The 22,363-nt window shown below is 59.3% G+C and carries 10 protein-coding genes; 6 read left to right on the top strand and 4 right to left on the bottom strand.

Translation table 11 applies throughout. The features are described 5' to 3' along the window. Positions 1 to 91: 91 nt before the first annotated feature. From ACIOUG_RS02290 to ACIOUG_RS02275, 4 genes are all read left to right on the top strand, one after another. Positions 92 to 1,798 (top strand): ShlB/FhaC/HecB family hemolysin secretion/activation protein, encoded by a 1,707-nt coding sequence (locus ACIOUG_RS02290; protein WP_401062180.1) that lies wholly within the window; start codon positions 92 to 94, stop codon positions 1,796 to 1,798. Between the two features lie 24 nt (positions 1,799 to 1,822). Then, positions 1,823 to 13,477, top strand: a complete 11,655-nt coding sequence (locus tag ACIOUG_RS02285) for a filamentous hemagglutinin N-terminal domain-containing protein (RefSeq protein ID WP_401062179.1) — start codon at positions 1,823 to 1,825, stop codon at positions 13,475 to 13,477. Beyond that, positions 13,474 to 13,821 carry a hypothetical protein gene (locus ACIOUG_RS02280; RefSeq protein ID WP_401062177.1) on the top strand — a complete coding sequence of 116 codons (348 nt, stop codon included), beginning with the start codon at positions 13,474 to 13,476 and terminating at the stop codon, positions 13,819 to 13,821. The genes ACIOUG_RS02285 and ACIOUG_RS02280 overlap by 4 nt, the downstream gene beginning before the upstream one ends. Before the next feature lie 330 nt (positions 13,822 to 14,151). After that, positions 14,152 to 14,373, top strand: coding sequence for a hypothetical protein (locus ACIOUG_RS02275; RefSeq protein WP_401062175.1), 222 nt, complete (start codon positions 14,152 to 14,154; stop codon positions 14,371 to 14,373). 91 nt (positions 14,374 to 14,464) lie between these two features. Here ACIOUG_RS02275 and ACIOUG_RS02270 read toward each other — a convergent pair whose 3' ends face one another. Together ACIOUG_RS02270 and ACIOUG_RS02265 are read right to left on the bottom strand one after the other, a co-directional pair. Then, positions 14,465 to 15,508 carry an LLM class flavin-dependent oxidoreductase gene (locus tag ACIOUG_RS02270; protein WP_401062173.1) on the bottom strand — a complete coding sequence of 348 codons (1,044 nt, stop codon included), beginning with the start codon at positions 15,506 to 15,508 and terminating at the stop codon, positions 14,465 to 14,467. A gap of 139 nt (positions 15,509 to 15,647) precedes the next feature. Next, positions 15,648 to 16,133, bottom strand: a complete 486-nt coding sequence (locus ACIOUG_RS02265; protein WP_003225754.1) for a flavin reductase family protein — start codon at positions 16,131 to 16,133, stop codon at positions 15,648 to 15,650. Positions 16,134 to 16,457: 324 nt separating this feature from the next. Between ACIOUG_RS02265 and ACIOUG_RS02260 the strand changes: the two genes are divergently transcribed. Together ACIOUG_RS02260 and ACIOUG_RS02255 are read left to right on the top strand one after the other, a co-directional pair. Beyond that, complete coding sequence (locus ACIOUG_RS02260; RefSeq protein WP_401062171.1) at positions 16,458 to 17,864, top strand: purine-cytosine permease family protein; 1,407 nt, start codon at positions 16,458 to 16,460, stop codon at positions 17,862 to 17,864. 349 nt (positions 17,865 to 18,213) lie between these two features. Continuing rightward, positions 18,214 to 19,314: a polyamine ABC transporter substrate-binding protein gene (locus ACIOUG_RS02255; RefSeq protein WP_401062169.1), complete on the top strand. Its 1,101-nt coding sequence runs from the start codon at positions 18,214 to 18,216 to the stop codon at positions 19,312 to 19,314. An 89-nt stretch (positions 19,315 to 19,403) separates the two neighbouring features. On the opposite strand, the gene ACIOUG_RS02250 is transcribed toward ACIOUG_RS02255, so the two are convergent. Continuing rightward, a complete protein-coding gene (locus ACIOUG_RS02250) occupies positions 19,404 to 20,381 on the bottom strand; it encodes a TerC family protein (RefSeq protein ID WP_401062167.1) in 978 nt (325 codons plus the stop codon). A gap of 187 nt (positions 20,382 to 20,568) precedes the next feature. Beyond that, entirely contained in the window at positions 20,569 to 22,281 is a 1,713-nt protein-coding gene (locus tag ACIOUG_RS02245; protein ID WP_401062165.1) for an amidase, read from the bottom strand. Positions 22,282 to 22,363: the final 82 nt, after the last annotated feature.

Here is a 22,363-nt window from a genome sequence, read left to right as displayed (position 1 = left end):
AAGCGGTCGAAACGATTGTTTGACGTCAAAATGATGGCCATCTAATATCGCGCCACTATTTTGATGTCACTTTTGTGTCGAGGGATCGAACATGTCCTCACCCGCCCTTGCGGCGAGGTTGTGCGTAGCGTTGCTGTGCCTTTCTCCACTCCAGGTAGCCTCGGCTGCCCCCACTCCCGGTGAGACCGATCTGATCCGCGAGCGGCAGAATCGCCTGCTTGAAGAGCAGCAGCGGCGTCTTGAAGAACTCAAGGAATTGCCCGGCAAAGACGCCAAGCCGGTACAGCCGACGGCGCCCGCCGACACCCGTTGTTTCCCGATCAAAGACATCGAACTCAAGGGCGCGGACAGTCTCCCGGACAGCGACAAGACCCGTCTGCTCAAGCCCTACATCGACCAGTGCCTCGGCGTGCCGCAGCTCAACGAGCTGCTGAAAGTCATCACCGACCATTACCTCGAGAAAGGCCTGGTCACCAGCCGCGCCTATCTGCCGCAGCAGGACTTGTCCGGGGGACATCTGAAAGTGCTGGTGGTCGAAGGCAGGCTCGAAGGCCTGAAGGGCGCCGAGAACAGCAAGCTCTCGGAGCGTGAACTGGCGATGGCGTTTCCCGGCAAGAGCGGCGAGCTGGTCAATCTGCGCGAGATCGAGCAGATGGTCGATCAGCTCAATCGCCTGCCGTCGAACCAGGCCAAGATGGAGTTGGCGCCGGGCAAGAACGTCGGTGGCAGCAACGTGCTGGTCACCAACAACCCGCAGAAGCCCTGGCGTGCCGGGCTGTCGCGCAGCAACGATGGCCAGCGCAGCACCGGTGAGCAGCAGTGGGGCACTTCGTTCGACTGGGACAGCCCGCTGGGCCTGGCGGATCAGTTGAGCTTGCGTGGCGGTCACGATGCAATGACCGATCACCAGCACACCTCGAGCAACGCCATGCTCAATTACAACCTGCCGTGGGGCTGGTGGAACTTCAGCTACACCTACAGCCAGAGTGACTACCGCTCGCAGATCGCTGCCAACGGCTACAACTTCAAGCAGACCGGCGACAGCGAAAACCATCAGTTGCGCGCCGAACGGGTGATCCATCGCGACGCGGTGAGCAAGACCTCGCTCAGCGCCGGTTTGTCTTACCTGCGCACCAACAACTACATCGAAGACAGCAAACTCAGACTGAGCAGTAACCGCATCAGCGAAGCGCAGTTCGGTTTCAACCACGGTCGCCGCATCGGCAGCGCCTTCGTCAACTTCGACGCCGGCCTGCAGGAAGGCATCGGCGCGTTCGACGCGCAGGGCAGCCACGATCCGGGCCCGGGCGAACCGGATGCACGCTACCGCAAATACACCGCGACGCTGAGCTACCTGCAACCGTTCAAGCTGTGGGGCGAATCGTTCAGTTTCAGCAGCCTGATGACCGGCCAGCGCAGCGAGGATGTGCTGTTCAGTCCGCAGCGCACCAGTCTCGGCGGCTCTGCGTCGATCCGTGGCTACAAGGATCAATCGTTGTCCGGCGACAGCGGCGGTTACTGGCGCAACGATCTGCGCTGGAGCCGCCCGGTGACGGCCGAATGGCTGCGCCCGGTGTTCGCCGAATACGGCAGCAGCCTCGGTTATGACCAGGGTGTGATTCGCGGCGATCGTTACAACGGCGATCAACACGGGCGCATGTCCAGCAACTCGCTGGAACTGTTTGCCCGTGGTGAACACGTGGCTGCCAGCGTGACTTTTGCCCACTCCCTGGAACGCCCGGATGTGCTGACCGAGCGCGAAGCGCCGATCTACTTCCGCCTCGACTTCTTCATCTAATAACAACTCTTCGAGATCATCGACATGGATGTTCGTCAGTTTGCCTTCCTTGCAGGCCAGCCTTCTGCGGCCGTGAAAAGCCGTGAGTCCTTCTGGGGCATGCCCAAGCGCGGGTTGGCGTTCCTGCTGGCGAACGTCATGTTCTGGCAGCCAATGTGGGCGCAGGCCGACGGCATCGTCGTGGCCAATCCGAACACCTCGCTGGATCGAGCCGGCAATGGCGTGCCGATCATCAACATCGCCACGCCCAATGGCAGTGGTCTGTCGCATAACCAGTTTCAGGATTACAACGTCACCGCGCAGGGCCTGATCCTCAACAACGGCTCGACGCAGAATACTGTCACGCAGTTGGGCGGGCACATCGTCGATAACCCGAACCTGAAATACAGCGGTTCGGCGCAGACGATTCTCAACGAAGTCATCGGTGGCAACCCGAGTCAGTTGCGCGGTTATACCGAGGTGGCGGGGCAGTCGGCGCGGGTGATTGTCGCCAACCCGTATGGCATTACCTGCAACGGCTGCGGTTTCATCAATTCGCCACGCGTTACGCTGACCACTGGTAAACCGGTGCTGGACAATGGGCGACTTGAGCGTTTCCAGGTCGACCAGGGTAGCGTCGCCATCGAAGGTGCAGGCCTCAACGCGAGCAACGTCGATCGTTTCGAAATCATCACCCGCAGCGCGAAAATCAACGCGCAACTCCAAGCGCAGAACCTGACCATCGTTGCCGGGCGCAACGACGTCAACGCGCAGACCTTGAGCGCCGCGGCCCGCGCCGATGACGGCAGCGCCAAGCCACAACTGGCGATCGACTCCTCGGCCCTCGGCGGGATGTACGCCGGGGCGATCAAACTGGTCGGCACCGAGGCCGGGGTCGGGGTGAAGCTCGACGGCAAACTGATCGCCAGCGGTGGCGATATTCAACTCGATGCAAACGGCCAATTGAGCCTGGCCGAGACCTCGGCGGCCGGCGCAGTCAACGTCAAGGCGGCCAGTCTCGATGCGCGTGGGCCGGTGTATGCCGGCACGGCATTGAACGTGCAAACCCAAGGCAATCTGACCAACCAGCAATCCCTGGCCGCCCGCGACAGTATTGCCCTGAGCGCCGGCGGACAATTGACCAATGCGGGTGTCATCGAGGCCGGGGTCAATGCCGACGGCGGACGCAACGCTAACGGTGATCTGAGCCTGAGCGCGCAGAACCTCAACAACAGCGGCAAGAGTCTGGTGGCGAGCCGCAGTCTCACGGTCGCCACTGCGCAAACCCTGAACAACCAGGGCGGTACGTTGAGCGCTCAAACCACGACGGTCAGCGCGACCACACTGGACAACCGCAATGCCGGCCGTGTGCTCGGTACCGCGACAGTGAACGTCAGCGCCAATCAGCTATTCAACACGCAAGGACTGATTCACAGCGCAGGCAACCTGAACGGCAATCTTGGCCAACTGGACAACAGCCACGGTGAGGTTTCCAGCAGCGGCGTCACCCGGTTCAACGCTGCCGGGGTGAATAACCGCAGCGGTCAGATCCTCGGCGATCTGGGGCTGAACATTGACCTCAGCGGTGCGCTGGACAACCGTGACGGCGTGCTTGGCTCCGGCCAGTCAGTGAATCTGCAGGTGGCGAGCCTGGATAACCGCGATGGCGGTGTGGTGGTCAGTGACGGTGGCCTGACCTTGCGGGTGCGCGGCTTGCTCGACAACCGCAACAAAGGCGAGATCACGGCCAAGGGCACCATCGATGCGCAAACCGGCAGTCTCGACAACCGCGACGGCAAAGTCATCGGCAAAACCACACTGGCACTGCGCAGCGATACGGCAGACAACCGCGCAGGCGTGATTCAGGCCGATCAGCAGGTGACGCTGAACGTCGACCGTCTCGACAACCGCGACAAAGGCCAGATCACCGGCAAGGCCGGTATTGCCTTCACCGGCACGCGTCTGGACAACAGCGGCGGACTGCTCAGCGCCGTTGGCCCGCTCAGCCTCAAGGCCGGCGAGGTACAGAACGGCGCAGGGCGGATCTCCAGTCAGGTCGATCTCACGGCCACCATCGGCCTGCTGCAACAACAGGGTGGTGCATTGGTCGCTCAGGGTAATCTGAGCCTGACCGGCAAAACCCTCGACAATCGCAACGGCGGCCTGGTCGGCACTACAAAAGCGCTGACACTGAATGTTGATGACATCGACAACCGCAGCGGCGAAATCTCCAGCAGCCTGCTGCTGAACATCAAGGGCCAGCGCCTGGACAACAGCGATGGCGGCAAGCTGCTTGCCGGCACCGACCTGGGCCTGACCGTGGCGAAACTGATCAACCAGAGCAAAGGCCTGATCAGCGCCAAGGGCACAACCGCGCTGATCGGCAACAGCCTGGATAACAGCGGCGGGCGCTTCGACAGCCTCAAAGGCCTGGTGATTACTCTCGACGATGCCCTGATCAACACGCAAGGCACTCTCAGCAGCGAAGGTGCGCTGACCATCAATGTCGGGCGTATCGATAACAGCGCCGGGATTCTGGGCAGCGCCGGCGTCCTGCGGATCACCAGCAGCGGGGCAGTGCTCAACCAGGCCGGTTCGATCAGCACCGAGAGCACCTTGACCCTCAACAGCGCCAGTCTGGATAACAGCCGTAAAGGTCTGGTCTCGGGCAATGGCGCCAGCCGTATCGCCACCGGCGATGTCGATAACAGCCAGGGCGGGCGCCTGATCAGTGGCGCGACGCTGGACCTCGACGCAGCGCAGGTCAATAACGCCAGCGGGCGGATCGCCAGTCAGCAGGCGCTGAACGTGTCGCTGCGCGGGCTGGATCAACAGGGCGGTGAGTTGTTCAGCAAGGCCAGCCTGTCGCTGGACTTGAACCACGGTCAGTTGAACAACCAGAACGGTTTGATCAATGCGCCCGGCACGCTGCTGCTGAAGAACCTCAATGGCGTGAACAACCAGAATGGCGAGATCTCCAGTCAGCAAGCGTTCACGCTCGCAGCCAATGATCTGGACAACAGCAGCGGCAAGCTGATCAGCCAGCAAGGGCTGACACTGCGCATTGCTCAAGCGCTGAATAACCTCAAAGGCATTATTTCCGCGGCTGCGCTCGACAGCCACTCCAGCAGCCTCGACAACCAGGATGGCCTGATCAGTAGTCGTGGCCCACTGCTGCTGACCACCGACAAGACCTTGAACAACCAGTCCGGCACACTCATCGCCGACGGTGAACTGACGCTGACCGCCGATGCATTGCTCAATCAGCAGGGCAGTATTGCCGGCAAGTCCGATGCATCCGTTCAGGTCAAAAGCCTGAACAACCAGGACGGTCAATTGATCGCCACCGGTGTGCTCAAACTGCGCGCCGACAGCCTCGACAACCGTCAGGGCGGCCTGCTCGGTTCGACCAAAGCCATGACCCTGACGGTCGATGAGCTGGACAACCGTGGTGGCGAAATCACCACCAACAGCGACCTGGCGCTCACCGGCAAAAAACTCGACAACAGCGATGGCGGCAAACTCTTTACCAGCAAGGCGCTGACGCTCACGGTCGATCAACTGCTCAATCGCAACAAGGGCCTGATCGATGCGGGCACGCTGCTGACTGTGCAAGGCGCTGCCCTGAACAACAGCGGCGGTGAACTGCTGAGTCAGCAGGACATGCTGCTGAACCTCAGCGGCGATTTCACCAACCACCTCGGCAAGGTCAGCAGCGAAGGCGCGCTGACCGTCACCAGTGCACAACTGAGCAACGCCGGTGGCAGCCTGTCCAGCGCGGCGGATCTGACCCTCGACAGCACTGGCAACGTCGATAACCAGGGCGGGCGGATCGTCACCGATGGCGCCTTGGTGCTCAACAGTAGCGGCCTCGATAACCGCCAGAAGGGCACCCTCAGCGGCAAAGGTGCAGTCACCGTCACCACCGGCGCATTCGATAACAGCAGCGGTTCGCTGAGCGGCGCCGACACCCTTGACCTCGTCGCCGGGCAGGTCACTAACAGCGATGCCGGCAGCATCGGCAGTCAGGGCGCACTGACCGCGTCGGTGACAGGCTTCGATCAGCAGGGCGGCAAGCTGCTCAGCAACACGCGCCTGAGCCTGGACCTGAACCACGGCCAGTTGAACAACATCAACGGCGTGATCAGTGCGCCCGGCACGCTGTTGCTCAAGCAACTCAATGGTGTCAACAACCAGGGCGGCACGATCTCCAGCACCGAGGCGTTCACCCTCGCCGCACAAACCCTGGACAACAGCAACGGCAAGCTGCTGAGCAATCAGGGGCTGACCTTGCGCATCGCCAACGCGCTGGACAACGTCAAAGGCCTGATCGGCGCGGCATCGATTGATGTGCGGGCTGGCAGTCTGAACAACAGCGCTGGCAGTCTGGTCAGCCGTGGCGACCTCGAGCTCAGCGTGGATGGCCTGCTGCGCAACGATGCCGGCGGTCTGATCAGTGCCGCGCAGGCGCTGCATGTCACCAGTGCTGACCTGAACAACCAGAGCGGCACGCTGTTGGGTGTCAGCGCGGTCACGCTCAATGCGATGGCGCTGAACAACCGCGACAACGGTTTGATCAACAGCAAGGGCAACCTGACGCTGACCGCAACCGGTCTGGATTCCAGCAACGGTGGCGAAGTCTCTGCCAGCGGTGACATCGACCTTACGCTGGCCTCGTTGACCCAGAACGGTGGGCGCCTGTTGGGCGACCAGGCTGTCACGCTCGACCTGGCCAACGGTGACCTCGATAACCAGAACGGTTTGCTCACGGCCAAAGGCACGCTGACCCTCAAGCGTCTGCGCGACCTGAACAACCAGCGCGGAGAGATCTCCAGCAACCTGAGTTTCGAGGTCATCGCCCGCGCCGTGAACAACAGCGCCGGCAAGTTGATCAGCGGTGAAAAACTGTTGCTGCGCGGCACCTCGCTGATCAACCAGAAGGGCTTGCTGTCCGGCTGGCAGGGCTTGAGCGTCAGCGGCGACAGCCTCGACAACCGCGACGGCGGCACGCTCTCCAGCAAGCTCGGCGATGTCGCGGTCGATCTGAAAGACGCGTTGCTCAACAGCGGCGCCGGCGCACTGGTCGCCGAGGGCAGCCTGACCGTCAAGGCCGGCAGCCTCGATAACAGCAGCAAAGGCATTCTCAGCAGCGGAGCAGGGCAGAGCCTCACGCTGAACGGCGCGCTCAATAACAGCCAGGGCGGCTTGATTGCCAGCGATGGCGCGCTGGATCTGCTGAGCATGGCGCTGACCAACGTCGGCGGTTCGATCAATGCGCAGCAGGCGATCAACGCCACGGTGTCGCGACTGGACAACACTGGCGGCCAGATCGCCAGTAACGCTGCGATCACCCTTAACCTCAGCGGCGACCTCAACAATAACGGCGGCCGACTGGCCGGCGCGGGGCCGTTACTGATCAAAGGCGTGACCGACCTGAGCAACCAGAACGGCCAGATCGCCAGCCAGAAAAATCTGGAGCTGTCGACCGGGTCGCTGGACAACAGCAACAAGGGCACCCTCGCCGCCAATGATCTGCTGCAAATCACTGCCAGCGGCGCAGTGCGCAACAACGCTGACGGCTTGATCTACAGCCAGAACGCCGCCCTGCAACTGAAGGCCGCGAGCCTGAGTAACGGCAGAGGCGCGCTGCAAAGTGAAAACGGCCTGACCCTCGATATCAGCGGCGATCTCGACAACCAGAGCGGCAAAGTCATCGCGCAAAACGGCGATGTGAGCATCAACGCCGCCAACATCGATAACCGCGGCGGCATCCTGTCCAGCATCAAAGGCGCACTCGAAGCGCGCACGGTGGGGGTGCTGCGCAATGGCTACGACCTCAACAACAACCGTCAGGGCGGCATTATTCAGGCACAGGGCCTGAAGCTCTCGGCACTGGCCGGGCTGGAGAACAACGGCGGACGCATCTCCGCGCAAGCGACGGACGCGAACATCACCACGGCCGGATTCGATAACCGTAGCGGTGTGCTTTATGCCAAAGGTCTGGTGAGCGTCAGCGGCACCAATCTGGACAACGGCGCCGGGCAGATTGCCGGTGAGCGCATTGACTTCGGCCTCAGCGGCGCACTGAGCAACGTCGCGGGTGTGATTGAAAGCAACACGCAACTCACCGTCAAAGCGGCCAGCGTCAACAACCAGAATGGTCGTCTGCGCTCGCTGGGCAACTGGGGCAAGACCGATTTCCAGATCGGCGGCCAACTCGACAACCGCAACGGCGTGCTGGAAACCGCCAACACCGACATGACCGTCAACGTCGGCAGCTTCCTCAATAACGGCGGGCAACTCAACCACGTCGGCCGCGGCAAGTTCGAAATTTCCACGGCCAATGTGATCGGTGCCGGCGGCAGCATCACCACCGGTGGGCTGCTGGAACTCAATGCTGATACCTGGAACAACTCAAGCGTCATCCAGGCTGGAACCTTGAACGTCAATGTTCGGCAGTTCAGTCAGAGCGCCAACGGCAAGTTGCTGGCCTCGGATCTTTTGCAGGTGCGTGGCGGCAACTGGACCAACGACGGCTTGATCGCCAGTGATGGCCTGATCGATATGCAGTTGAGCGGCGGCTACAGCGGTAATGGCCGGTTGTCGAGCCAGCGCGGCACTTACCTCTCCGCTGCACAGATGAACATTGGCGCGAGCGGCAGTTTTGCTGTGGGTGCGACCTCGATCATCAGTGTCGGCGGGCAGCTCATCAACGCCGGGCGCATCACTTCCGGCGAAGACCTGACCGTCAACGCCGGCAGCGTGATCAACTACGGCACTCTGGGTGCGGCGCAGAACCTGAACATCAACACGCCGTCATTGCTCAATGATCGCGGGCTGATTTTCAGCGGCAACGACATGACGCTGAGTGTGGGCAATCTGACCAACCAGAACGGGGATTTCTACGGGTTGGGGAATGTGGCCATCAAGGGTTACGGCGGCGCCGCGCGGGCGGCGGGGGTCTACAACATCTCCGGTTCGATGGAGAGCGGTGGTGGGTTCGAAATCAACGCCGATGTTTTCGAGAACCGTACCGAAGGTCCGGTGATGTCGGGCGATCGCAAATTGATCTCGGGTTATATCGCCAATATCTGCAATGACTGCCGTGGCGACAATTACGTCTTCACACTGATGGCTAAAGAGTTTTATCAAAGTACGGACTCTGATAGCAGTGCCTCGGCCATGCTCAACGCTGGTAAGGACTTCGTCTTCCGGGGCGGTACCTTTCTCAATAGCAAAAGTACCGTCGCGGCAGGTGGCAACATCAATATCACCGCTGACAGTCTGAAAAATATTGGCGCGAAAAGCGGAACGATCGAGCGCACAAGCACGTACGTTCTCAATATGACCGATGGTGGTACTGGACGATTCTTTGCAAGCACCGTGACACCCTACAACCAGCGTAATAACCCTGACTTCCCGTATGTTTATTACATCGATGCAGCAGGCGCAGTCCGAAAGGCGCTGGCAAAGTCGAGCACCATCCGATATGCCGGTGACTTTTATAAGGTGGTGTCTCTGACAGACACTGAAACCGGCAAAGTCGTCAGCGCGCTTAATGGTTACGGCATTCCTCTGGCTGGCTTGAACTATGGCTTCGAGTCCAACACGCCATCTTTGTACAACCCGGACAATCTGGTTGAGCTGCCTGCCCAGTTGACCCAGTACAAACCGGAGTCTGTCACTGAAGTCGCCGTGGACAGCACCGGTGCCGCCAGTACAAACACAGGCCGCAACGCGGTTATTCAGGCCGGTGGCAACGTCTCGATCATGGCTGCCGAAGAGTTGGAAAACAGCGTAATCCATCACGACTACGGTTCTACCGGCGGTACCAACAAAGTTGGCAATACCCTCGTCGGCAACTCCGGTACTGCCGTCATCCGCATCAACAGCCAACTGCCACCGGACCTGGCTCAACAGCAAGTCAACCCACTGTCCCTGCCAGGCTTCTCCCTGCCAACCGGGGAGAATGGTCTGTTCCGCCTGAGCGGGCAGGGCGCCGCTGATACCGCGCCAGTCGCCGCGACTGGCCCGGCGCCGACCTGGACCGTGGGCGGGCAAACCGTCGTCACTGAAGAGCACGTCGTGGCGGGCAGCAGTGGCGGCCCGCGTAATCTTTTTATTGACGCGCCGCCCGCAGTCTCCGACAGCACACGCGCAGTGGATACGTTCCACCGCACCCCGAGCGTGGTGCAGGCTGTCGCCAGTACGGTCGACGTCAACGTGCCGGTGAAACCCGCCGGCCCGGGTATGAAAGACCGTGGCAACGACGCCAGGGAGTCGATCGACACCCGCCCGGTGACCCGCGTCACCGGTCTGCCGGACACCAAGGCGCCGTCCAACGCGCACAAATACCTGATCGAAACCAACCCGGTGCTGACCGACCTCAAGTCGTTCATGAGCTCCGACTACCTGCTGGAAAAGCTCGGCTATGACCCCGACCAGAGCGCCAAGCGCCTCGGTGACGGTCTCTACGAGCAACGTCTGATCCAGCAAGCCGTCACTGCACGCACCGGTCAGGCTTTCATCGACGGTCAGACCTCCAACGAGGGCATGTTCAAATACCTGATGAACAACGCCATCGCCAGCAAGGACGCACTCAACCTGTCGGTAGGCGTCGGCCTCACCTCGCAGCAAGTCGCTGCGCTGACCCACGACATCGTCTGGCTCGAAGAGCACGAAGTGAACGGCGAAAAAGTGCTGGTGCCGGTGGTTTATCTGGCCCAGGCCAATGGTCGTCTGGGCCCGACCGGGGCGCTGATTGCCGGTACCGATGTGACGCTGATTGCCGGTGAAAACCTGGACAACGTCGGGACGTTGAAGGCGACGAATAATCTGTCGGCGACGGCGGGTAAGGATCTGGTCAACAGTGGTTCGATCGAGGCGGGGAATCGTCTGGATCTGTTAGCGACCAATGACATTATCAACAAGTCCGGCGGGATCATTAGCGGGCGTGATGTGAGCGTGAGGGCGGTCAACGGTGACGTTGTAAACGAACGCACGATCACCTCTCTCGACAGCAATACCCGAAACGGCGTCCAGCATCACGATTTTGCGGACAATGCTGCCCGTATCGAGGCTGGTAATGATCTGAGTGTCATCGCCGGCAGGAACATAGACAACGTGGGCGCGGTATTGCAAAGCGGCCGTGATATGAAGCTGGATGCGGAGCGAGACCTGAATATTTCCGCTGTTCAGGTCACCAATAGCGTTTTCCACGATAGCCGGCACAACAGTAGCGACATTACCCAACAGGGTTCCAATGTCACCGCCGGGCGCGATTTTTCCGCGCAGGCAGGTCGTGATCTTGGTGTTATCGCCAGCCAGATCGATGCGAAACGCGATGTCTCCATGTCGGCTGTAGAGAATCTGATCGTCAGCTCAGCGGCCGATGAGCAGCATTCCTTGTCCAAGAGCAAAAAACTTACCACCCAGGAAGATCACGTCAGCCAGGTGATGTCTGGAGTGACGGCAGGTGGCAGCCTGGCGCTTAGCTCGGGTAAAGATCTCACCGTAGTCTCCAGCCGAATAACCGCAGAGGACGAGGCATACCTGGTTGCAGGCGAAGATCTCGAAATACTGGCCGCTCAGGACTCCGACTATTCCCTGTACGACAAAAAGAAAAAGGGATCTTTCGGTTCCAGCAAAACAAAGCGCGATGAAGTCACCAAGGTCAATAACATAGGCAGCGTGATTACCTCAGGTGGAGACATGGTGCTGGTCAGCAATGGTGATCAACACTACCAGGCTGCCAAACTCGACAGTGGCAATGACCTGACCATCTCCAGTGGTGGTTCTGTTACGTTTGAAGGTGTCAAAGACCTGCATCAGGAGAGCCACGAGAAGAGCAAATCCAGCTCAGTCTGGAGTTCATCGAAAGGCCGCGGCAATACCGACGAAACCTTGCGTCAGACCGAACTGGTTGCAAACGGGAATCTCGTGATCAATGCGGTTGAAGGCTTGAATATCGACCTCAGGGATATAAACAAGAGTTCGATCAGCCAGACCATCGATGCCATGGTCAAGGCCGACCCTGGACTAGCATGGCTCAAGGACGCCGAGAAGCGCGGTGATGTGGATTGGCGCCTTGTGAAGGAAACTCACGAGTCGTTCAAGTACAGCAACTCCGGCATGGGACCGGCAGCCATGCTGGCGGTGATCATTATTGTGACGGTATTGACCGCCGGTACGGGCACCGCAGCTACCGTTGGGGCGGCGGCGGGGCAGGCCGCGACAACTGCGGCCGTCGCTGCGGGAGCATCGGCATCAACAATCGCCACGGTTGCAGCAGCTGCTTCGGCTGCTGCGACGGCAGCATTCTCGGCGGCGGTTGGCCAGGCTGCTGTGAGTGGCATCAACAACAAGGGCAATTTGGGTGACACGTTCAAAGATGTTCTGTCATCGGAAAATCTCAAGGGTTACGTGTTGGCCGGCGTCACTGCAGGCATCGCCTCCAAGTTCGGTTACACCGCGACTGATCTGAAGTTTGATCTGAACAGTGCGCAAAGCGTGGCGATGAAAGCGACATTCGATGCGTTGGCCAAAACGGCGATCATGGGTGGCAGCTTGCAGGACAACCTGTTTGCTTCCGCGCTGGGATCGGTCATTTCGATCGGTGGTGCAGTCACCGCCAACAAGATCGGAGACATCACGCTTTTCGATAATGGCAAAGTCAGCAAAGTCGTGATGCACGCCGCACTGGGTGGCTTGATGGCAGAAGCGATGGGCGGCGACTTCCGCACAGGTGCTATTGCGGCGGGCGCCAACGAAGCCCTGGTTGATTTTCTTGGCGATAAGTTGCTGCCCAAGGGCCTCGACAAGAGCGATCCTGCCTATCAGGCTGGCGTCACTAAACTGATCGCCGCGTCCCAACTGATTGGTGTCTTGACCGCCGCAGTAACCGGTGGCGATGCTTCTATTGCTTCTACGGTGACCGCCAATGCAACCGTCAATAACAACCTCAATCACAGCGATGCGCGTGATTTTGTCGAGGGGATGAACAGTTGTGATGGCGATCAAAGTTGTCAGGTAAAAACCTGGAAAGAACGAGGATTTGGCGAACTCAGCGACGAACTGCTGGATCAAGCACTAAAGACCGGGGGCGCTGCTTATGCGAAGGATCAAATGGGTCAGATTTCTGCCGGTCTGAGTGTACTTAACAAGCTGGAATGCACGACTCAGGTCTGCAGTGATTACAAGTTCCTGCTCACTGATCGCGCATTGAAAAGTATAGTCAAGCTGAGTGACGTGGTCGGACAATGGGAGCCGGTGCTCGGTGCAATAGCCGGTGTGGCCGGTGGCATTGCTGGAAATTACACCGGTGTAGGCAGGCCTCGACCTTCTGGGGCAGAGTCGGTAATCGGATCTGCCGAAATCAACAAAGCCTATGAGTATTGGGCTCGAATCAAGGCAGGGCCCGCTTTGCCGGACAAGGCCTGGCACAAAAATGAACCCATGCAGGTCACCCCGGGCACAAGAGAAATCAATCAGGAGAAATACAACCCCAGGACGGGGAAGCTGGAATACTCGAAGATTGAGTATGATGAATGGGGGCGGATGGTCAAACGTGTGGACTACACTGATCATGGGCGCAACGACCCTTCGGATCCCAAAACCTTTCACACGGATCCTCATACTCATACCTATCAGTACGGGCCAGGTAAGGGTGACAATGGACATGAGACGAGGGTTAACCATTGAGTAATGTCGAAGCGTTAAATGGGCTTTTGCGCGAATACGTTTATGTGGAAAGTATTCATCTGGACTCCGAAGATGAACTTTCCAGTTACAACTTGTTGATGACGCTGGCGGTGTCTTCGCATCCAGGAGCAAAGAATATAGCGATCACTTTTTTTAACATAGGTGGTTTGCAATTACGGGGATTTGGTGGTGGTTTGACGCAGTTCATGGATCTTTACGTGTCGAGAGTTGAAGGTGGGCTGGATCGGATTCGGTATGAGCTGGTTGATGAGGATAGCGAGAAAATAGCCTTTAACTTCCACTCCTTCAAATTGCCCAGCGTAGACCAGGCTGGCAGCGAATAAAACTGTCAAAAGCCAGATTAAAACAGTCGATGCTTTTGCCCGCTAAATAAAAAGCGCCCCGTCTATAACGGGGCGTTCTTTTGGGTAAATGGGGGGTAAATGGGGACAGACCACGTTTAGAACGCACTCCGAAAATGTGGTCTGTCCCCGTTAAAGGGCTATCGCCCGTGACCGCAGGTAGAGTTTCCAATTTTTTTCGGGTACGCAGGACGTTTGAAATAATACCGTTAAAGGAACTGCCGATGCCTATAACAAATAAATCAATAATCAGCGGGCTATTCAAATACCGTGATTGGGTGGGAGTGGGGCTATTGCTCGCGGCACTGCTCAATGGATACTTTCAGTTCAATGGCAGCTGGGGGGCGTTTTTTTACGATACTTGCTGTTCAGTTATGGTTTGCTCAAGGTGTTTATAACTATTTAAGAGGGGCAACGGTTGCCATTGCACCCGGTGGATTGGGCAGGGATGCTGATCCCGCCGGGCGGGCGGCATTAGCAATTTTTGCATTCTTTTTGTATGCGCTATTTTTCTTTTCGGATTACCAGTCTTGAATTGTTGATTTCAAGATTTCCTCTGATATTCGAACTGTTTCGGAGACACCTATAAAAAACCGGGCTGATGCCCGGTTTTTTACAAGTCAGCTCAGCGAAACGCCGGCACCACATGTTTGATAAACAACTCCAACGACTTTTTCTTCTCCGCATGCGGCAGACTGTTGTCACACCAGAAACTGAACTCATCCACCCCCAGCTCCTGGTAATACTTGATGCGCGGAATGATCTCTTCCGGCGTACCAATCATCGCCGTCTTGTGCAGACTCTCCAGCTCAAACTCCGGGCGGCCAGCGAACTTCTCTTCCGGGCTCGGGGCGAGGAAGCCGTTGACCGGCACCTCCTTGTTGCCGAACCACGCATCGAAAGTGCGGTAGAAACGCGAGATCGCCTTGGCGCCAACTTTCCAGCCGTCCGGATCGTCAGCCGAGTGCACGTGGGTGTGGCGCAGCACCATCAATTGCGGGCGCGGGACGTCGGGGTTGTTGTCCAGGGCGGTCTGGAATTTGTTCTTCAGGTCGAGGACTTCCTCGTCGCCTTTCATCAGCGGCGTGACCATCACGTTGCAACCGTTGGCCACGGCGAAGTTGTGCGAGTCCGGGTCGCGGGCGGCGATCCACATCGGTGGGTTGGGCTTCTGGATCGGCTTCGGCACGCTGGTGGAGGTCGGGAATTTCCAGATGTCGCCGTCGTGGGCGTAGTCACCTTGCCACAGGGCGCGGACCACCGGGACCATTTCGCGCAGGGCCTGACCGCCGCTAGAGGCGGGCATGCCGCCGGCCATGCGATCGAACTCAACTTGATAGGCGCCACGGGCCAGGCCGACTTCCATGCGTCCGTTGCTGATGACGTCGAGCAGCGCGCATTCACCAGCGACCCGCAGTGGGTGCCAGAATGGCGCGATGATGGTGCCGGCGCCCAGATGAATGGTGGTGGTTTTGGCAGCGAGGTAGGCCAGCAGCGGCATCGGGCTTGGCGAGATGGTGTATTCCATCGCGTGGTGTTCGCCGATCCACACGGTGCTGAAACCGCCGGCCTCGGCCATCAGGGTCAGTTCGGTCAGGTCTTCGAACAGTTGGCGGTGGCTGACGCTTTCGTCCCAGCGTTCCATGTGGATGAACAGGGAAAATTTCATGACGCTTCCTCGGATCTTTTGTTGTTGAGGCTACAAAACCTGTAGGAGTGAGCCTGCTCGCGATAGCGGTGTGTCAGCAAACACATCGACATCTGATAGACCGCTATCGCGAGCAGGCTCACTCCTACAATAATTCCGTTCAGGCCAGAACGGGCAGGGCGCCCATCTTGCCGTGGCAGTAAACCAGCGGCCCGGTGTGCTGCTCCGGGACGATCAGATTCTTTACTGCGCCGACCATGATCGCGTGGTCGCCGCCTTCGTATTCGCGCCACAACTCACATTCGATGATAGCCGTCGCATTGGCCAGGATCGGGTTGCCCAGTTCGCTCAACGTCCACTCGATGCCCTGCGCCTTGTCCTTGCCTTTGCGGGCGAAGGCGTAGGCTTCGCTCTGCTGGCCGCCGGACAGAACGTGGATCGCGAAACGCTTGTTCTTGATCAGCACAGGGTAGGAGTCGGAGCTGTAGTTGGGGCAGAACAGCACCAGGGCCGGGTCCATCGACAGTGAACTGAAGGCGCTGGCGGTGAGGCCGACGATCTGCCCGTCATCGTCCAGCGTGGTGATGACAGTGACGCCGGACGGAAACGAGCCCATGACTTGTTTGTAGATGGCAGCATCGATCATTGGACGGTCCTCGGGTGTTGTGACGCGATTTTTATGTATTTGTTGGTCTGATGGTATACCAGTATTTTTTCTTTGCAAGGGCTTTTCGGCTGAACCGATAAACGTGGGGCTTTCGTCGGAAACTCAGCGTTTATTGGGCTTTCGGCTGGCCTGCAGGCCGCAGTATCAGGGAGGATGGCGGATCAGATAGCGCCGTAAACTACGGATCAGTCTTGTGAAATGTTTGGAATACCATAATATGGTCTGCATCTGAGGGGTGGCCGCAGAGTCCCCCCGGTTTGGCTTCATACAACGATAAGAACAGACAAACTCGAGTTCATGCATATGTCCCAGATGTCCCGGCAAGATCCGTTGATCGAGAATCACACGGTCGACTACGTCCCACTCGCGGAACGCCACGGGAAGGCCCGCGACCTTTTCACCCTTTGGTTCAGCACCAACATCGCGCCACTGCCCATCGTCACCGGCGCCATGGTGGTTCAGGTGTTCCATCTCGATTTGCTCTGGGGGCTGCTGGCGATTGCGCTGGGGCACTTGATCGGCGGGGTAGTGATCGCGCTGGCGTCGGCGCAAGGCCCGCGCATGGGCATTCCGCAAATGGTCCAGAGTCGCGGTCAGTTCGGGCGTTACGGCGCATTGTTGATCGTGTTCTTTGCGGCGCTGATCTACATCGGTTTTTTCATTTCCAACATCGTGCTTGCCGGTAAATCTATTGTCGGCATTGCACCGTCGGTACCGGCACCGCTGAGTATTTTGATCGGTGCGCTGGCGGCCACGGCGATTGGCGTGATCGGCTACAACTTCATCCACACGCTGAACCGCATCGGTACCTGGGTGATGGGCAGCGCGCTGCTCGCCGGATTCATCTACATCTTCGCCCATGACTTGCCGGCAGACTTCCTGACGCGCGGCAGCTTCAACCTGTCGGGCTGGCTGGCGACGGTGTCGCTGGGGATCATCTGGCAGATCAGCTTCTCGCCGTACGTGTCCGATTATTCGCGTTACCTGCCGGCGGATATCGGTATCGCCAAACCGTTCTGGGCCACCTATCTAGGCGCGACGCTGGGCACTATTCTGTCGTTCAGCTTCGGCGCCGTGGCGGTTCTGGCGACCCCCGAAGGCACCGAGGCGATGGCCGCAGTCAAGCAGTCCACCGGGTGGCTGGGGCCGATTCTGATGGTGTTGTTTCTGCTAAACATCATCAGCCACAACGCGCTGAATCTGTACGGCGCGGTATTGTCGATCATCACCTCGATCCAGACGTTTGCCAGTCAGTGGACGCCGAGCATCAAGGTCCGTGTGGTGTTGTCGAGCGTGGTGCTGGCGGGTTGCTGCGTGGTGGCGCTGGGTGCCTCGGCGGATTTCATTTCGCAGTTCATCGGGCTGATTCTGGCGTTGCTGCTGGTGCTGGTGCCGTGGGCGTCGATCAACCTGATCGACTTCTACCTGATCAAGCGCGGTGTGTATGACATCAGCTCGATTTTCCGTGCGGATGGCGGCATCTATGGGCGCTTCAATCTGCACGCGATCATTGCCTATTTCATTGGGATCATTGTGCAGCTGCCGTTCGCCAATACCTCGTTGTATGTCGGGCCGTATGCCAATCTGGTCGACGGCGCCGACCTGTCATGGCTGTTCGGCCTGGTGGTGACGGTGCCGTTGTATTACTGCCTCGCTACACGTGGTCAGATCCGGCAGAGCAGAGCGGCGCGGTTGAGTTATACCGACTGACCCGAGCATCAATAAAACTGTGGCGAGGGAGCTTGCTCCCGTTGGACTGCGCAGCAGGCCCCTGCTTTTCTGAATCGAAGAGCGAGGTCCGCTGCGCGGCCCGGCGGGAGCAAGCTCCCTCGCCACAAAATGGTTTTTACTCAGCCCTTGTGCATTCGTGCGGTCATTCATATTGGCCATTTCGATCCCCTTTTGGCCCATCCCCCACTGTGCCGTGACCCCGCAGTCGGCAAGAATCAAAGCCACAACGAAACGCTGGACCTTCCTTGCCCTTGGCTAACTTTGCAGCCGCTGCCGTGTACAGAACATAAAAACCACCGATCTCACGTCGCATTCTGGGGAAACAACCATGGTCACGATGAAACGCATTCTGGGTGCCACCGTGTGTGGGCTGACGCTGCTGGCCAGTGCGGTGCACGCCGAACAGCGCGAGCTGCGGGTCTACAACTGGGCGGATTACATCCTGCCGTCGGTGCCCAAGGATTTCGCCGCGAAGACCGGCATCAAAGTGACCTGGGACACCTTCGACACCAATGAATCCCTTGAGGCCAAGCTGCTGACCGGCAACTCCGGTTACGACCTGGTAGTGCCGTCGAACCAGTTCATCGACACCCAGATCAAGGCCGGTGTGTTCCAGAAACTCGACAAGTCGAAACTGCCGAACTGGAGCCATCAGGATCCGGAACTGCTCAAACTGCTGGACAAGAACGACCCTGGCAACCAATACGGCGTGCCTTACATGGTCGGTACCGTGCTCATCGGTTTCAACCCGGCCAAGGTCAAGGCTGCATTGGGCGAAAACGCGCCGGTCGACAGCTGGGATCTGGTGTTCAAACCGGAAAACATGGAAAAACTCAAATCCTGCGGCGTGGCGATGCTCGATTCACCTTCGGAAATCCTGCCGCTGGCCCTGCATTACCTCGGCCTCGACCCGAACAGCCAGAACCCCGCCGACTATGAAAAGGCCAAGGACCTGATGCTGAAGGTTCGCCCGTACGTGACCTACTTCAACTCGGCCAAGTACATGACCGACATCGCCAATGGCGACATCTGCGTGGCCATCGGTTACTCCGGCAGCTTCTACCAGTTCGGCAACCGGGCGAAAGAGGCGGGCAATGGTGTGGTGGTCGACTGGCGCTTGCCGAAGGAGGGCGCGCCGATCTGGTTCGACACCTTCGCGATTCCGAAGAGCGCGAAAAACGTCGAAGAGGCTCATGAATTCCTCAACACTCTGCTTGATCCGAAAGTCATTGCGCCGATCAGCGACTTCCTCGGCTACCCGAACGCGAACAAGGATTCGAAGGCGCTGATCAACAAAGAAATCACCGACAACCCGAACCTGACGCCAACGCCTGAAGCCCTGAAAACCCTCTACGTCGTCCAGCCACTTCCGCCAAAACTCGAACGCGTACGCACCCGGGTGTGGACCAGCATCAAATCCGACAAATAACCACACACATGTAGGAGCTGCCGCAGGCTGCGATCTTTTGATCTTGTTTTTCAGAAGCAATGTCAAAAGATCGCAGCCTGCGGCAGTTCCTATAGGGATTGAGTTTGGTCTTCCTTGCGGGTGACGATCAGACTCAACACTATCGACCCCAGAATCACCCCGCCCACCACCGCCAGCGACCATTCCACTGGCATGTGAAACCATGGCATCAGCGTCATCTTGCCGCCGATGAATACCAGCACGATCGCCAGTCCGTACTTGAGCAAATGAAAGCGGTCGGCCATGTCTGCCAGCAGGAAGTACAGCGCCCGCAGGCCCATGATCGCGAAGATGTTCGAGGTGAAGACAATGAACGGATCGGTAGTGACGGCGAAGATCGCCGGGATGCTGTCGACCGCGAACATCAGGTCGCTGGCCTCGATCAGCACCAGTACCAGAAACATCGGCGTGGCCCAGCGTATGCCATTCTGCAGCACGAAAAAGCGCTCGCCATGAAAGCCCTGAGTGATCCGCATGTGCCCGCGCACCCAGCGCAGCAGCGGGTTTTTGTCGAGATCAGGTTGTTGCTCGGCGAACATCAGCATCTTGATCCCGGTGATGATCAGGAACACCCCGAAGGCATACAGCAGCCACTCGAACTGCGACACCAGCCACACCCCGGCAAAGATCATCGCCGCGCGCATCACGATGGCCCCGAGTACGCCGTACAGCAGCACCCGGCGTTGCAACTCCGGCGGCACGGCGAAATAGCTGAAGATCATCACGAAGACGAACATGTTGTCGATCGACAGCGATTGCTCGATCAGATACCCGGTGAGGAATTCCAGAGTCTTGCGTTGGGCAATCTCAGCGCCGAACTCGCCATTCAGATACCACCAGAGTAACCCGGCGAAGGCCATGGCCAGTGCGCACCAGGCGATCACCCAACAGGACGCTTCCCGCACGGAAACGCGGTGTGCCTTGCGTCCGCCGAAGACGAACAGGTCCAGGGCAAGCATGGCGAGGACGAAGACGATGAACGCGCCCCACATCCACGGTTCGCCGATGTTGATGTTGGTGGTTGGCATGGCTTGGCTCCCTGGCTTTTATTGACTTAGGGTCAGGCAGGGCCATGCTAGCGGCGAATTTGGTTGTAAGAAAAATCGCTTATTTCTGAGAGACAGTTCGGGAAAAACGAAGTGTCGCGATCAGGGAGGGGGAGCAGCTGAGACGGGAATTGAGAGCTTGTACGGCCCCAATCCCGTCCATGTTCGCTTACTTGCCGGCAGTCAGCGCCGGAGTACGCGGCGGCACCTGACGTTTCGAACCGGTCGCCTCGAACGCCGAGGCCAGACGCAACAGGTTCGAGTCATCGTAAGCGCGACCGGCGAAGGTCAGGCCGACCGGCATGCCGATGTCGGCCATGATCCCCATCGGCACGGTGACAGTCGGAACGCCGAGGTGACGGATCGCCAGGTTGCCGTTGGCGACCCAGATGCCGTTGCTCCAGGCGATGTCCGCCGATTCCGGATTGATATCGGCATCAGCCGGGCCGACATCGGCGTTGGTCGGGAACAACACCGCGTCAAGTTGCAGCGTATCCATCCAGTCTTCCAGATCGAGCTTGCGGGTCTTTTCCAGACCGCGCAGGCCGTCCGGCAGGGTCGGAATCTGCTCCCACGGGGTGATCCCGCGTTGGGCCATGCGCACGTATTCGTCCATGCCGGCGGCCAGATCGCCTTCACGGTTGGGCAGGGTGCCCGGGTCGTGCGGGAAGATTTTCGGCCCGTCGACATCGGCCAGGCGATTGAGCTTCGGATCGCCGTTGGCGCGCAGGAAATCGTCGAACGCCCAGGCCGACAGATCCCACAGTTCGTGGTGCAAAAATTCCTTGGAGACGATGCCGCGATTGAACACGGTCGGTGCGCCCGGACGATCGCCTTCGCAGTTGGAAACCAGCGGAAAATCCACTTCAATGACTTCAGCACCGGCCGCTTCCAGGGCGGCGCGGGCCTGTTTCCACAGGTAGATCACCGAAGCGCGGGTGTTGATGCGCTGCCCGGTCGGGCCGCCGATGCCCGGTGCTTCGCTGGTGCCGGCTTCAGGGTCGGCGTTGATGTACATCTTCGGCACGCCGAGGCGCTTGCCGGCCAGTGCATCGGACTTCACCGCCAGCTCGGCGTAGGAGGCCGGGCGTACCGAAGCGACGCTCGGGATCGGCACCCACGGCTGCAGGCGCCACAGATCGCCACGGGTGTCAGGGTCTTCCGCGACCACCACGTCGAGCACTTCGAGCAGGTCGGCCATGGTTCGGGCGTACGGCACCACCACGTCCATGGTTGGCGTCAGCGGCCAGTTGCCGCGCACCGAGATCACCCCGCGTGACGGCGTGTAGGCGCACAAACCGTTGTTCGACGCCGGGCCGCGACCACTCGACCAGGTTTCCTCAGCCAGACCGAACGCCGAGAAACTCGCGGCGGTAGCGGTGCCGGCACCGTTGGACGAGCCGGAGGCAAACGGCGCGGTCAGGTAGGCCGCGTTGTACGGGCTCTCGGCACGGCCATAGACGCCGCGCTGCATGCCGCCATTGGCCATCGGCGGCATGTTGGTCTTGCCCAGGCAGATCGCTCCGGCGCCGCGCAGACGTTCGATGGTGAAGGCGTCGCGATGCGCCACCAGCTCGGCAAACGCCGGGCTGCCGGAAGCGGCGGTCAGCCCCTTGACCAGATAGCTGTCCTTGGCGGTGTAAGGGATACCGTCGAGCGGGCCGAGAGTTTCGCCCCGGGCCCGGCGCGCATCGGACGCCTGGGCTTCGGCCAGTGCATCGGGATTGCGCACCACCACGGCGTTCAGTGCAGTGGCGGTGTTCGGGCCGTCGTAGGCGTCGATCCGGGCCAGATAGGCCTGCACCAGTTCAACCGCGGTGGTCTGGCCGGCTTCGAGCGCCGCGCGTAATTGAGCAATGGAGACTTCAGTGACTTCGATCATGCTGTTACCGCCGACAGGTTCGCTAAAGGGGTGGGTCATTATGGTTATGGTCGAAACGTGCAGAGAATTGCGTATGGACGAA

The sequence above is a fragment of the Pseudomonas sp. NPDC087803 genome, assembly GCF_044742995.1.
Lineage (GTDB): Bacteria > Pseudomonadota > Gammaproteobacteria > Pseudomonadales > Pseudomonadaceae > Aquipseudomonas.
The sequence above is the reverse complement of the archived record's forward strand: the minus strand, read 5'-3'. Positions and strand labels throughout refer to the sequence as shown.

What these genes read in the sequence shown, in the direction of transcription:
- ACIOUG_RS02285 (WP_401062179.1), top strand. Translation starts at nt 1,823, where the DNA reads ATGGATGTTCGTCAGTTTGCCTTCCTTGCAGGCCAGCCTTCTGCGGCC.
- ACIOUG_RS02250 (WP_401062167.1), bottom strand. Translation starts at nt 20,381, where the DNA reads ATGCCAACCACCAACATCAACATCGGCGAACCGTGGATGTGGGGCGCG.
- ACIOUG_RS02255 (WP_401062169.1), top strand. Translation starts at nt 18,214, where the DNA reads ATGGTCACGATGAAACGCATTCTGGGTGCCACCGTGTGTGGGCTGACG.
- ACIOUG_RS02245 (WP_401062165.1), bottom strand. Translation starts at nt 22,281, where the DNA reads ATGATCGAAGTCACTGAAGTCTCCATTGCTCAATTACGCGCGGCGCTC.
- ACIOUG_RS02290 (WP_401062180.1), top strand. Translation starts at nt 92, where the DNA reads ATGTCCTCACCCGCCCTTGCGGCGAGGTTGTGCGTAGCGTTGCTGTGC.
- ACIOUG_RS02270 (WP_401062173.1), bottom strand. Translation starts at nt 15,508, where the DNA reads ATGAAATTTTCCCTGTTCATCCACATGGAACGCTGGGACGAAAGCGTC.
- ACIOUG_RS02260 (WP_401062171.1), top strand. Translation starts at nt 16,458, where the DNA reads ATGTCCCAGATGTCCCGGCAAGATCCGTTGATCGAGAATCACACGGTC.
- ACIOUG_RS02265 (WP_003225754.1), bottom strand. Translation starts at nt 16,133, where the DNA reads ATGATCGATGCTGCCATCTACAAACAAGTCATGGGCTCGTTTCCGTCC.
- ACIOUG_RS02275 (WP_401062175.1), top strand. Translation starts at nt 14,152, where the DNA reads ATGGATACTTTCAGTTCAATGGCAGCTGGGGGGCGTTTTTTTACGATA.